We start from the raw sequence: 13,215 nt of genomic DNA on the forward strand, positions 1-13,215 counted from the left end.
AGTGAATGATGAACCGATACGTGGGCGGTCGTCTGGGTCAGGCTGTGCTGGTGTTGTGGGCGGCGTTTACCGTCTCCTTCATCCTGTTGCAGGTACTGCCGGGCGACGCAATTCTGATTAAATTCCAGAACCCGGACATGGGATTGAGCCCGGCGCAAATCGCCGATATGCGTGCGGCCTACGGCGCGGATGTGCCGCTGGTGCAGCAATATCTGCATACGCTGGGCAATTTCCTGCGCGGGGATTTGGGGTACTCAATTCAGGCTGGCGTACCGGTCACTGAATTACTCAGCACGAACTTCCCGCCTACACTGCGGCTGGCGCTGATTGGCTTTGCGCTGGCCGCCGTGGTGGCCTTCGCACTGGCGTTTCTCTCCAGCCTGCTCCATTTCGGCTGGCTGAAAAACCTGTTGCAGTCGGTGCCCTCACTGTTTATTTCCATACCGACCTTTTGGCTGGGCATTGTACTTATCCAGATTTTCTCCTTCCACCTGCGCTGGATCCCGGTGATTAACCCCGGCGAATGGGTCGGGCTGATTTTACCGATCGTCACGCTGGCGGTGCCGATTTCCGCGCCGCTGGCGCAAATCCTCATCCGCAGTATCGATCAGGTTCAGACCCAGCCATTTGTAGCCGTCGCCCGCGCCAAGGGTGCAAGCCGCAGCGGTGTGCTGTGGCGACACGTGGCGCGAAATGCCCTGCTTCCAGCGTTAACCATTGCCGGTCTGCTGTTTGGCGAACTGATTGCCGGGGCGCTTATCACCGAAACCGTGTTCGGTCTCAACGGCCTTGGTCAGCTGACGCAGCAAGCGGTAAATAATCAGGACGTCACGGTATTGCAGGCGATTGTGGTGATTTCCGCCGCCGCCTTTGTCGGCATCAATTTACTGGTCGATCTGCTCTATCCGCTGCTCGACCCGCGTCTGAAAACTTCCGCTAAACGTTCCGCCGGAGCCACCTCATGAGCAGCTTACCGCTTGGCAAAAGCGCACTCTCTTTGCCCCTCACGCAGCGCCGCCGCTGGAAAACCGCCCGCCTGCAACCGGCGCTGATTTTAGCCTGGCTGGTGATGGCAACCGTCATTCTCTGGGCTATCGCGCCCGGATGGTTTACGGATTACAGCGGCACCGAAGGCATCGCCGGCGCGCAGCGTCTGGCGCCGCAGGCCGGACACTGGCTCGGCACCGACCAGCTTGGCCGCGACGTTTACGCGCGCATTGTGTACGGCGCTTCGCATTCACTCTCGGGTGCGCTGGTCGCCGTAGCGCTGGGACTGGTGCTTGGCACCGCTTTAGGGCTGGCGGCCGGTGCCAGCGGCGGCGTCGTTGATGCCATCGTCATGCGCATCAACGACGTGCTTCTCTCGATTCCCGGCCTGCTGCTTTCACTGAGCGTGATTATTCTGCTCGGCTTCGGCACGGTGCACGCGGCGATTGCCGTCGGTGTGACCTCGGTCGCCAACTTCGCCCGCCTGGCGCGTGCCGAAGTGGTGCTGGTGCGACACAGCGATTACGTCGAAGCCGCTTACGGCAGCGGCGGCACCTTCTTTTCAATCCTCTGGCGACATATTTTGCCCAACTCGCTGACCTCGGTCATCGCCTTCTCGGCGCTGCAGTTCGGCAGCGCGATACTGGCAATTTCCACCCTCAGTTTCCTCGGCTATGGCACACCGCCGCCGACGCCAGAATGGGGTTTGCTGATAGCTGAAGGCCGTAACTACATTTCAACTGCCTGGTGGCTGACCACCTTCCCCGGCATTGTCGTGGTACTGGTGGTGCTTTCCGCCAACCGCATCAGCCAGTCATTACGCAGGAGAACGCGATGAACGCACAGGCCACGTTGAAACATGACACCCTCCCGGTTCTTGAACTGGAAAACGTTACGATTGCCTACGACGGCAAACCGGTGGTGCACAACGTTTCGTTTTCCATTCACGCCGGAGAAGTGCTGGCGCTGGTGGGTGAATCCGGCTCTGGCAAAACCACCACTGCGCAGGCAATCATCGGCCTGCTGGCGGAAAACGGTCATATCGATCAGGGTGAAATCCGACTCAACGGCACCGACATCAGCCAGTGGTCGCAGCGCCGCCTCGATGCTCTGCGCGGGGCAGGCATCAGTCTGATCCCACAGGACCCGACCAGTTCGCTGGACCCGGTGAAAACCATCGGCTCACAGGTGGCGGAAATTCTCGACATCCATCAGCGTATGCCGCGTAAACAGCGCGATGAACGCGTGGTGGAACTGCTGACCCGCGTCGGCCTCACGCACCCTGAACAACGCGCGAAGCAGTATCCGCACGAGTTGTCCGGCGGCATGAAACAGCGCGTGCTGATTGCGATTGCCATCGCACTGCAACCGGCGCTGATTATCGCCGATGAACCGACCAGCGCGCTGGACGTGACAGTGCAAAAGCGCATTTTGGACTTAATCGACGATCTTCGCCGTGAGTTCGGTACCGCCGTATTGCTGGTCACGCACGATCTGGCGATCGCCGCCGAACGCGCCGACCGGCTGCTGGTTTTCCGTCACGGCAAAGTGCAGGAACAGGGCATCACCGCTGAAGTGCTCCGCGCGCCAAAAAGCGAATACACCCGCCAGTTGTTCGCCGACGTTCCTGCTCTGTCAGGCCGTCACCGGGCACAAAGAAAGGCCAGCAACGAACCGGTCTTAGTCGTAGAAGGCGTGACGCACGACTTCACGCTCGGCGGTAATAATCAGGCTGCTTTCCGGGCGGTGGATAATGTCTCGTTCAGCATTGCGCGCGGGACAACGCATTCGCTGGTCGGTGAATCCGGCTCCGGGAAAACCACGCTGGCGCGCATTCTGCTCGGTTTTCAGAAACCGGATAAAGGCCGCGTTCTGATTGACGGTGAAGACATCACCCGCCTCAAAGGTGAACCGTTGCGCCAGCTGCGCAAGAAAATTCAGCTGGTGTATCAGAATCCATTTGCCTCACTGGATCCGTCACAAACCCTGTTCAGCGTGATCGAAGAACCGTTGCTGAATTTCGAAAAAATACCGTCCGCAGTACGTCGGCAGCGCGTGCTGGATATCGCCCGCCGCGTGGCGCTGCCAGAGGAATTGCTCAGCCGCAAACCGCGTGAGCTGTCCGGCGGCCAGCGCCAGCGCGTGGCGATTGCGCGCGCCCTGATCCTCGAACCGAAGGTTCTGATCCTCGATGAAGCTACTTCGGCGCTCGACGTCACGGTACAGGCGCAGATCCTCACGTTACTTTCGCAGCTACAGGATTCGCTCGGCCTGACCTATTTATTTATCTCGCACGATCTGGCGACCGTCCGGCAAATCTCCCACAGCGTCTCGGTGTTAAACCGCGGGCAGCAGGTGGATTCCGGTGAGGTGGAAGCGGTTTTTGCGCTGCCTTCCAGCGATTACACCCGTCAGCTTATTGATGCCATTCCCGGCCGCCACCGCGCCGCCTGAGAGGAAAATTATGAGCAGTAAACGTCTTGGATTTTTTACCCGCCTTTTGGACAACACCAGCGCGCAGGAGCGTTACCGGCTGGCGACCGAGCAAATCATTCACGCCGAGCAGCTGGGTTTTGATTCCGCATGGGTCGCGCAGCACCATTTCCACGAGGCCGAAGGCGGCCTGCCCGCGCCGCTGGTATTCCTCGCGCAGGTGGCGGCCCACACCCGTTATATCCGCCTCGGTACCGGCGTGATTACACTGCCGATGGAAAATGCGCTGCGCGTGGCGGAAGACACCGCCGTGCTGGATTTGCTCAGTGGCGGGCGGCTGGAGATCGGTCTCGGCTCAGGCGGTACACCGACGTCCTTTCCGCCATTCGGACTGGAAAGCCAGGATCGCGGCGCGGCATTTGCCCATAACCTGCATACCCTGTTGAGTGCATGGCGTGGCGAAAAGCTGGCGGGCACTGACAATCGCCTGTATCCGGCAGCGCCGCACCTGGCGCACTGCGTCTGGCAGGCGACATTCTCCGTGGACGGCGGCGCGCGTGCCGGTAAATCCGGCGATGGACTGATGCTTTCGCGTACTCAGCCACGACCGGCGGATGCCCCTGATTTGCGCCTCGACGAACTGCAAAACCCGATCATTGATGCCTATCTCGATGCACTGCCTGACGGCGTTGCACCGCGCATCATGGGCTCTCGCACCGCGTTCGTCACCGAGAATGGCGAGGAAGCCCGCGAGCTGGCGCAAAAAGGCCTGCACCGTCAGGCCGAAAATCACCGCGCCAGCGGTCAAATTGTGAAAGGCGATACGCTGGATGATTACATCCGCGCGTTCGACGTCCATCTCGGCACAGCGGCGCAGGTAACCGCCTCGTTGCAGGCCGATACCGCACTGGCCCGCGTCACCGATCTGGCATTTCAGGTGCACTCCATCGATCCGCCGCATCCGTATATTTTACGCTCTATCGAACTGATCGCCCGTCACGTTGCTCCGGCACTCGGCTGGGTTCGCCGCACGCCGTCACGCGCCGTGTCCACGTCCTCCTCTGACACCTCTTTCTCCAAGGAAACCCAATGACCGACTATTCGACCGACCTGCTGGAAAAACTGGCCGAGATTGCACCGGCGTCTGAACTGAAACAGGCGCGTGAAACGCGCGATGCCGCCACCCGCCACGCGCAGGGCAGCTACGATGCGCTGTTTACCGAACAGGATGGCGTGGATTTCACGCTGGCGGAGCGCCTGCGTCTGGCGCAAAACGTGGCGCGCTGGCACGGAGACTCCCAGTTGACTAACCACTATTCCGAGCGTTTGCAGGATTTGCCCGACATCGATGAAACTGCCCGCCTCGACGCAGCGCTGACGCACGGTGAACGCCTGAGTTTCAAACCGGCCAGCGCCACGCCCGCACATTTGCAGGCGCTGAGAAAAGCAGGCTGGTCGGTGGATGCGATTGTCACGCTGTCTCAGCTGATTTCCTTCGTCAGTTTCCAGAGCCGCGCGTTGCGCAGCTATCGGTTGATCGGCGGTAAGCCGGTGGATAACGGCAGCAACAAACCGGTTGGCGCGGCGTTCTGGCGCACCGATCCCAATACACATAATGGCCGCGACGCTCCGCAGGCATTTACGCAGGAGGAACTCGGCTGGGAGCCGTGGATCCCGGCGAAAAAGCTGGAAGAGTTCGATGAAGCCCAGCAGGCGATTCTGGCGAAGTTCGGCCATACAGATTCCGACTACTTCCGTCTGTTAGGCCGCAACCTGCCGGTGCTGGAGCAACGCACACTGACCGACAAAGGCATTTTCTTTACCTCCGGCGGCCTGCCGCGCAAAGAGCGTGAACTGGCCGCGACCGTTGCCAGTAAAATCAACGGCTGTATCTTCTGTGCATCGGTCCATTCGCGCAAGGCTAGCCAGCTGTCAAAGCAAACCGACGATGTTCAGCGCCTGATCGACACCGCACCGGGTGGCATTCTCAGCAAAGACCAGTCCCCGCGCTGGCAGGCTGAAATCGACTTCGCAGCCTCACTCTCCGCCACCCCGCCGGTCGCCACGGTTCAGCACATCGCCGCCCTGCGCGATCAGGGTCTGAGCGAACTGGAGATCGTCGATCTGGCTCAGTCCACTGCGTTTTTCGCCTGGGCAAACCGTCTGATGTTAACGCTGGGGGAACCGTTCAATGACTGAGTCCCTCCGCCCGCAGCTCGACCACGTGGTGATCAACGTCGCCGAACAGCTCAACCATTCCGAACAACAGTTTCGCAGGTTAGGATTTCATCTCACCGCGCGCGGGCATCACTCGCTGGGATCGAGCAATCATCTGGCGATTTTTAGCGAAAACTATCTCGAACTGCTCGGTTATGAACCGGGCAATGCCCACACCCGCACTGACTTGTGGCAGGCTCCGCTCGGGCTGACCGGGCTGGTGTGGAAAACGCAGAATTCGGCGGCGGTTTACCATCATCTGCAAAAGCAAAACATCGCAGGATCGCCTCCCGCTGAATTCTTCCGGCCTGTGTCACTCAACGATGGCACCTCGCCCAATGCGCGGTTCCGCACCGTTCCGCTGGCCGCCGATCGCGTACCCAATGGCCGCAGTTTCTTTTGCCATCACCTGACACCGGAGCTGGTATGGCGCAATGAATGGCAGCACCACCCTAACGGTGTGGCGGACATCACAGGCTTTGTGATTTCCGCCGCTGACCCGCAGGCTGCGGCACGTGTCTACGGGGAGTTGTTTGGCGCTGAAGCCTTGCACAGTGACGCCGATGGCGTGATTCTGCGTGCCGGTCGCGCCACCGTCCGCTTCGTGACACCCACGCAGGCCACAGCGGAATTCGCCATTGTGCCGGAGGGAGACGGCGGCGGCGCACGAATGGTCGGGTTAGAGTTTGCGACGCGTTCGCTGGAGGCAGTGCGTAATAGTTTGCGGGTGGGGGAAATACCGTTTAATGACTTAACCCGTAGGGTGTTGGTTCGCGCAGCGGATTCGCTGGGGGTGGCACTGGCGTTTCGGGAGGAATAAATTAAAAATCAAGGTCAAGATCCGACCGGTTTGACATAGCCTCTGAACGTGTTCAAAAAGTACCTGAAACCCGCCTCATTACAGCGGCCACTGCAATAAAAAAGGCGCGACATTTTCACGTCGCGCCTTTCAACAAACTAAAACACTTCTAGATGACGGCTTTAGCCGCTACCGCCGCGTCTGAACGTTTCAGTACCGCGTAAGCGCCACCCGCCAGCACAGTACCCACAATGATCGAAATCAGATAACCCAGAACCGGTGTGATTGCGCCAGGGATCAGCAGCACGAACAGACCACCGTGCGGTGCCATCAGCTGTGCGTGGAAGGCCATCGACAGAGCACCTGTCACGGCCCCCCCTACGATACAGCAAGGCAATACGCGCATCGGGTCACGGGCTGCGAAAGGAATCGCACCTTCGGAGATAAAGCACAGGCCCAGAACCAGCGCCGCTTTACCGCCCTCACGTTCACTCTGCTCGAACTTATTGCGCGCCAACAGCGTTGCCAGCCCCATCGCCAGCGGTGGCACCATACCGGCAGCCATGATGGCAGCCATTGGTGCGTAGACGGAAGAACTCAGCAGTGCCACGCCGAACGCGTAAGCTGCTTTGTTCACCGGGCCACCCATATCGGTACACATCATCGCACCCAGGATTGCGCCCAGCAGTACCGCATTCGCTGTACCCAGGGATTGCAGCCAGGCAGTCAGACCCGCCATGATTTTAGCAACCGGCGTACCGACCACGTAAATCATGACCAGACCGGTAATCAGACTCGCTACCAGTGGAATGATCAGAATAGGCTTCAGGGCTTCCATACTTTGCGGTAACTTCAGCTTGCCGCTGATGGCTTTCGCCACGTAACCCGCCAGGAAACCGGCAATGATACCGCCAAGGAAACCAGCACCGGTGCTGACAGCCAGCATACCGCCGATAAGACCTGGGGTCAGACCCGGACGATCAGCGATGGAGAAGGCAATGAAACCAGCCAGAACCGGCACCATCAGCGCGAAGGCGGAAGCGCCACCGATTTGCATCAGCGCGGCCGCCAGCGTGCCCTTCACTTCAAAGGCCTTAATACCGAATACGAAGGAAAGTGCAATACACAGACCACCCGCAACCACCATCGGCAGCATGTAAGACACGCCGGTCAGGAGGTGACGGTATGGGCCTGAACCGCCCACTTCTTTCTTCTTCGTGGTTGAAGCGGCGCCCTGTGCGTTAGGGGCAAATACTTCAGCTTCAACCAGCGCTTTATCCAGTTCCTGCTTGGTCTTTTTCAGTGCCAGACCCGTAGAAGTACGGTACATCGGCTTACCGGCAAACTTCGCCAGATCCACTTCGATGTCTGCCGCGACAATCACCAAATCGGCTGCGGCCACTTCTTCAGGTGTGATGGCGTTACCGGCACCCACGGAACCACGGGTTTCAACTTTCACCCACCAGCCGCGTTTCTTAGCTTCACTTTCGATGGCTTCAGCCGCCATGAAGGTGTGCGCTACGCCAGTCGGGCACGCGGTGATCGCCACAATACGTTTTGGACCATTGGCAGCCGGTGCTGAAACTGCAGCAACCACAGCAGGAGCAACGTAAGGTTTCGCTTCAGCCAGTGCGCGTTGCACGAAAGCCTCTGGTTCGCGAACCGCAGCAGCCACATCACCGGTATAAATATTTTTGCCGGTCAGCGTCGCGTCGTTTGGCACGTTTTCACCAGCGACGATCACGATTTCAGCGTCAGCAGCTTGCTCAACCAGCTGGTGCCCGGCTTTCGCTACGGCAGCAGCAAGCAAATTTTTCGCCAGATGGCTCCGAGCCTGTCCCAGCGAACTGTCTATCATCAGCAGCGTTTTCATTCTGCCTCCTGCGAATTAAAAGGGTTTCAGATCAACACGGGCCATCATCGCCGCGAGCTGCGGACGATCGGTGACACCGACATTACTCTGGCTGACAGCCAGGGCGGCAACGGCGGTTGCCAGTCGTAGCGTATGTTCACTGGATTCGCGCATCAGTAAGCCGTAGATCAGGCCACCGACCATGGAGTCACCGGCACCGACGGTACTGACAACTTCACAAGCAGGCGGTTTGGCGATCCATGCACCGGATGCGTTAACCCACAAGGCACCTTCTGCACCCAGAGAAATCACCACATGGGCGATGCCCTGGTCACGCAAGGCGTGCGCGGCTTCTACCACGTCACTCAGTTCTGGCAATTTACGGCCAGCCCAAATTTCCAGCTCACGACGGTTAGGTTTAACCAGCCACGGCGCGGCTTTCAGGCCAGCAACCAGTGCTTCACGGCTGCTGTCGAAAATGATGCACGGGCACTGTGCGCGCAGGCGTTTCATCCAGTCAGTAAATGCGTCAGGATCAACGCCCGCTGGCAGGCTGCCGCTGACACAAACCATGTCGAACTGGCCGAGCCATGACAGGGAATCCGTCACGAAACGTTCCCAGTCCGCCGGCGTCACGTTGAAACCGGAGAAGTTGAAGTCACTGACTTCACCATCTTTTTCGGTCAGTTTGACGTTGATGCGGGTACGCCCGTTCACCACCTGGAACCGGTTGGCGATACCCAGATCGCTAAACAGCAGCTGAAAGCCGTCCTGATTTTCTTTACCGAGGAAGCCGCCAACGGTAACGTCGATGCCCAGATCTTTGAGCACTTTCGCAACGTTGATGCCTTTACCTGCGGCGTGCAGGCCGGTGGTCTGCACCAGATTTACTTCACCGCGCTCGATTTCGGGCACATAGCCCACTAAATCGTACGCCGGGTTTAGGGTAATTGTGGCGACTCTGCGGCTCATGCGCCCTCCCCCAGACCTTCAGAAATAGCTTCACCGATGGATTTCAATGCCAGTTCGGCATCTTCACCGCTGGCGGTAAAGCGCAGGTGATGACCTTTTTTCACGCCCAGCGCGACGACTTTCATCAGGCTGCGGCCGTTGGCAGGTTTACCGCTGCCATCAAGATTGGTGACGGTGATTTCGCTGGTGAACTGCTTGATCACATTGACCAACGCCGTACCCGGACGCGCATGCAAACCGTGTTCGTTGCGGATCACGTATTCAGCAGTCAGCACGTTGGCCTCTTCTGCGACTTCGCTGGTCAGCAAGGCCAGCACACCCACGGCGTCAGCCGTCAGCAGGCGTTCAGCTTTGTTAGCAATCAGCAGATCGCTTAAGTAGTTCAGCACGTTCAGCGGCTGATCGTCGGCGACGGAAATCGTCAGCAGCAACGCTACCTTTTCACCGTCCAGTTCGAAAGCCTGCTGAGCACGACTGACTGTTGCCGCGCTTTTCAGGTTGCCTTCGGTGCTGTCGCTCAGCCAGATGCCCTGACCCAGATTAAGCGGTTTGCGGCTGATCACGTCACTGACAAAGGCCGTATCAACCGCACCAATCTGTTGCAGACGACCAGCGTTCAGCGCCTGCAGGGTGATCAGGTTATCTGCGGCGACATCCACAGCAATTAATTGCGTATCAAAAAGGAACTCAGCGGCGTTCTTCTCACCCATCAGCAGGCTGCGCAGTTCTTCAGCTGAATCTGTTTTCGCCATACGTTCAGCCACACTGTCATCGCTCAGAACGTGCGTCAGCTGACGCAGCAGGCTGAGGTGTTCATCAGAACGGGCTGCGATGCCAATCACGATGTAAGCCGTCTGATCTTCGCCCCAGGCAATGCCCTGCGGGAACTGATAAACCTGAACACCAGTGTTGAGCACCAGATCACGGGTATCGGTAGTGCCATGAGGAATAGCGATGCCATTACCGAGGTAAGTGGAGGTTTGCAGTTCACGGGCTAACATGCCGTCTACATAACCTTCGCTAACGCGGCCAGCCTGAGTCAGCGCAGCGGCGACCTGACGAATGGCCTCCTGCTTATCGCTGGCAGCTGCACCGAGATGAATATCTTGCTGTGACAGTTGGAACATAATTCTCCTCTCCTGCTGAAATTGAATCGTTTCAGCTTTACTGAGAAAAAAGGAGCGTCACCAGATTTCGTTGTTGAAACTGATAACGCTGAAACGTTTCAGGAAGTCTTAATCGGCCTCGCTTTTAAAGCAAGTATTCCCTGATTCCACGTGATGATTTTTTGATGCTACGCACAGTTTCCTTTATTCAGAACGTCTGAAGCGAATCACTTAACACAAATGCTGAAGTCTGGCTGACGCGATTGTATTGAGGCTTAAACGTCAAAAGCTGACGTCAGCTGATAGTTTTTGATGCTGTTATCGGGCCCACTCTTTCGGCTATATTTAACACAAAGTGCGGTTTTATTGTTCAGTATGGCAAATTCATCCGGGTTTACATTTTTGATGATCGAAACCTGTTTTTGTTTTTTTTAAACTGTCGTAACATTCGCGCAAATTTCGTCCCTTCCCTACTTCTGGCACAGTTATCTCAATGCGAACATCTACAGCGTCAGCCCGCCGCCTGCCCGACATGACCTCTACGGCGTTTCTGATCATCGCCTTTCTCACCGGCATCGCGGGTGCGTTACAAACGCCAACGCTCAGCCTGTTTCTGACCTCTCAGGTGCACGTCAGCCCGTTCATGGTCGGCATCTTCTTTACCGGCAGCGCGGTGATCGGCATTTTCGTCAGCCAACTGCTGGCCACCTGGTCGGATAAACGTGGCGACCGAAAAACGCTGATCCTCTATTGCTGCCTGCTCGGTGCGCTGGCGTGCGTGCTGTTCGCTTTCAACCGCAACTACTTTGTTTTGCTGTTTATTGGCGTGTTGCTGTCGAGCTTCGGCTCCACCGCCAACCCGCAGATGTTCGCACTCGCACGAGAACATGCTGAGAAAACCGGGCGCGAAGCCGTCATGTTCAGCTCTATTTTGCGTGCGCAGGTTTCACTGGCGTGGGTCGTAGGTCCGCCGCTGGCGTTCGCGCTCTCCATGGGCTTTGGTTTTACCTTTATGTACTGCGCAGCAACGCTGGCATTTCTGGTGTGCGGTGCAATGGTATATGTGTTTTTGCCGTCGATGCCGAAAGCGCGGATGAAGACTTCAGCAACACTCGAAGCGCCGCGCCGAAACCGTCGTGACACACTGATGCTGTTTATCGCCTGCTCGTTAATGTGGGCGGCCAACAGTATTTATCTGATCAATATGCCGTTGTACGTGGTTCGCGAACTGGGTCTGCCGGAGAAACTCGCAGGCGTGCTGATGGGCAGCGCAGCCTGTCTGGAAATCCCTACGATGCTGATCGCCGGTTATCTGGCGAGACAACTCGGTAAACGCTTCCTGATGCGTCTGGCGGTTGTCGCCGGAGTGATTTTCTACGGGTGTCTGTTGTTTACCACCGGCGCGGTCATGTTGATTGCTTTACAGCTGCTGAACGCGATTTTCATCGGCATTCTGGCCGGTATAGGGATGTTGTATTTTCAGGATCTGATGCCGGGTCAGGCAGGCGCGGCTACCACACTCTTCACCAACTCGACGCGCGCGGGCTGGATCCTCGCCGGTTCGCTGGCAGGCGTTATCGCACAGTTCTGGACCTATCACGCCGTGTTTTACGCCGCGCTGGCAATGGTGGTGGGGTCGGTGGTGTGTATCTGGAATGTGAAAAACGTGGAAGATCCGATCACGGAAACTGTCGCCCCTGAAGCTTAAGGTGCGGTGTCTGCTTCCAGTTTAATCAGATAGGTCAGTGCCTGGTCGCGATGGGTGAAACACATCTCGCGGCTGGCCTGCAAACTGGCGCAAACTTTCGGGCGCAACGGCGAGGTAAAAATTTTACACAGGAAATTATCGGCCAGCTGAACGCAACGCGTATTCGCAGGTTTGCCGTCCGGCATTCCGGGGATCGGGCTGGAAATTGAAGGCGCTATGCAACAGGCTCCGCAATCAGTACGACAGTCCATCAACAGCCTCCTCAGGCCTCGTTTAGAGGCGCGACAATAGCAGGCGCTTTACTGCGCCACCAGCGAAATATTTACTACGCTTTAACACAGTTGACCGCCCATTTTTAACGTCAACGGGCTGGCCTAAAAAAATGCGTAATAATGTGGGTTTTCCCGACTCTTTTTGCGCTATCTGCTTGCCTGAAATCGGCGGCGCGGGTAACGTGTCGCAAATTATTTTCCTCTTTATCTCGACAGGTATTTATATGGCTCGTGCTAACGAAATTAAACGCGGCTTCGTTGTGAACTACGACGGCAAATTGCTGCTGGTAAAAGATATCGATGTTCAAAGTCCAAGCGCCCGGGGTGCCAGCACCTTGTACAAAATGCGTTTCTCAGACGTACGTACCGGCGGCAAAGTGGAAGAGCGCTTCAAGGGTGACGACATTCTTGACACCGTCAGCCTTACCCGCCGTAAAGTGAACTTCTCATACGTCGACGGCGACGAATACATCTTTATGGATGACGAAGACTTCACGCCGTACACTTTCAACAAATCGCAAATCGAAGAAGAACTGCTGTTTATTCCCGAAGAAGGTTTGCAGGGTATGCAGGTTCTGACGCTGGACAGCCAGCTGCTGGCGCTGGAAATGCCGCAGACCGTCGATCTGGAAATTATGGAAACGGCACCGGGTATCAAAGGCGCTTCCGCCAGTTCACGCACTAAACCGGCTGTGATGGCAACCGGCCTGAATATTCAGGTGCCAGAATACCTGAGCACCGGCGACAAAATCCGCATCCATATCGCTGAACGTCGTTACATGGGCCGCGCAGATTAACCCCTGCTCCCCCAGAATTTGAAGGAACGCCGCGGCGTTCCTTTTTTATTGCCATAACTTTGCAGAAATGCA

General features: G+C 57.3%; 12 protein-coding genes. 8 read left to right on the plus strand and 4 right to left on the minus strand.

The features are described 5' to 3' along the window. Window positions 1–8: 8 nt before the first annotated feature. The 6 genes from GE278_13920 to GE278_13945 are packed head-to-tail and all read left to right on the plus strand — an operon-like array spanning window position 9 to window position 6,457. A complete protein-coding gene (locus GE278_13920; protein QLK63298.1) occupies window positions 9–965 on the plus strand; it encodes an ABC transporter permease subunit in 957 nt (318 codons plus the stop codon). Continuing rightward, on the plus strand, window positions 962–1,825 hold the full coding sequence (locus GE278_13925; GenBank protein ID QLK61802.1) for an ABC transporter permease subunit: 864 nt from the start codon (window positions 962–964) through the stop codon (window positions 1,823–1,825). Before GE278_13920 ends, GE278_13925 begins: the two co-directional genes overlap by 4 nt. Next, window positions 1,822–3,441: a dipeptide ABC transporter ATP-binding protein gene (locus GE278_13930; protein ID QLK61803.1), complete on the plus strand. Its 1,620-nt coding sequence runs from the start codon at window positions 1,822–1,824 to the stop codon at window positions 3,439–3,441. Before GE278_13925 ends, GE278_13930 begins: the two co-directional genes overlap by 4 nt. A gap of 10 nt (window positions 3,442–3,451) precedes the next feature. After that, window positions 3,452–4,513, plus strand: a complete 1,062-nt coding sequence (locus GE278_13935) for a putative FMN-dependent luciferase-like monooxygenase (protein QLK61804.1) — start codon at window positions 3,452–3,454, stop codon at window positions 4,511–4,513. Continuing rightward, entirely contained in the window at window positions 4,510–5,619 is a 1,110-nt protein-coding gene (locus GE278_13940) for an alkylhydroperoxidase domain protein (protein ID QLK61805.1), read from the plus strand. Before GE278_13935 ends, GE278_13940 begins: the two co-directional genes overlap by 4 nt. Then, the gene (locus tag GE278_13945) at window positions 5,612–6,457 is read left to right on the plus strand and encodes a VOC family protein (GenBank protein ID QLK61806.1); all 846 of its coding nucleotides are present in this window, start codon (window positions 5,612–5,614) and stop codon (window positions 6,455–6,457) included. Before GE278_13940 ends, GE278_13945 begins: the two co-directional genes overlap by 8 nt. Window positions 6,458–6,605: 148 nt before the next feature. Here the strand turns inward: GE278_13945 and fruA are convergent, their stop codons facing one another. From fruA to GE278_13960, 3 genes are read right to left on the minus strand one after another with little or no spacing between them, the layout of a single operon-like run. Continuing rightward, the gene (gene fruA / locus GE278_13950; protein ID QLK61807.1) at window positions 6,606–8,309 is read right to left on the minus strand and encodes a PTS fructose transporter subunit IIBC; all 1,704 of its coding nucleotides are present in this window, start codon (window positions 8,307–8,309) and stop codon (window positions 6,606–6,608) included. Window positions 8,310–8,324: 15 nt separating this feature from the next. After that, entirely contained in the window at window positions 8,325–9,260 is a 936-nt protein-coding gene (fruK, locus tag GE278_13955) for a 1-phosphofructokinase (GenBank protein QLK61808.1), read from the minus strand. Continuing rightward, window positions 9,257–10,387: an HPr family phosphocarrier protein gene (locus GE278_13960; GenBank protein ID QLK61809.1), complete on the minus strand. Its 1,131-nt coding sequence runs from the start codon at window positions 10,385–10,387 to the stop codon at window positions 9,257–9,259. The genes fruK and GE278_13960 overlap by 4 nt, the downstream gene beginning before the upstream one ends. Before the next feature lie 472 nt (window positions 10,388–10,859). Here GE278_13960 and GE278_13965 point away from each other — a divergent pair, with 472 nt between their 5' ends. Next, entirely contained in the window at window positions 10,860–12,074 is a 1,215-nt protein-coding gene (locus GE278_13965) for a sugar efflux transporter (GenBank protein QLK61810.1), read from the plus strand. Here the strand turns inward: GE278_13965 and GE278_13970 are convergent. Further along, window positions 12,071–12,325 carry a YkgJ family cysteine cluster protein gene (locus GE278_13970; GenBank protein ID QLK61811.1) on the minus strand — a complete coding sequence of 85 codons (255 nt, stop codon included), beginning with the start codon at window positions 12,323–12,325 and terminating at the stop codon, window positions 12,071–12,073. The two genes, GE278_13965 and GE278_13970, sit on opposite strands and share 4 nt — an antisense overlap. A 245-nt stretch (window positions 12,326–12,570) precedes the next feature. Here GE278_13970 and yeiP point away from each other — a divergent pair, with 245 nt between their 5' ends. After that, window positions 12,571–13,143, plus strand: a complete 573-nt coding sequence (gene yeiP, locus GE278_13975) for an elongation factor P-like protein YeiP (protein QLK63299.1) — start codon at window positions 12,571–12,573, stop codon at window positions 13,141–13,143. Window positions 13,144–13,215 lie beyond the last annotated feature (72 nt).

Source organism: Enterobacteriaceae bacterium Kacie_13 (assembly GCA_013457415.1).
GTDB lineage: Bacteria > Pseudomonadota > Gammaproteobacteria > Enterobacterales > Enterobacteriaceae > Rahnella.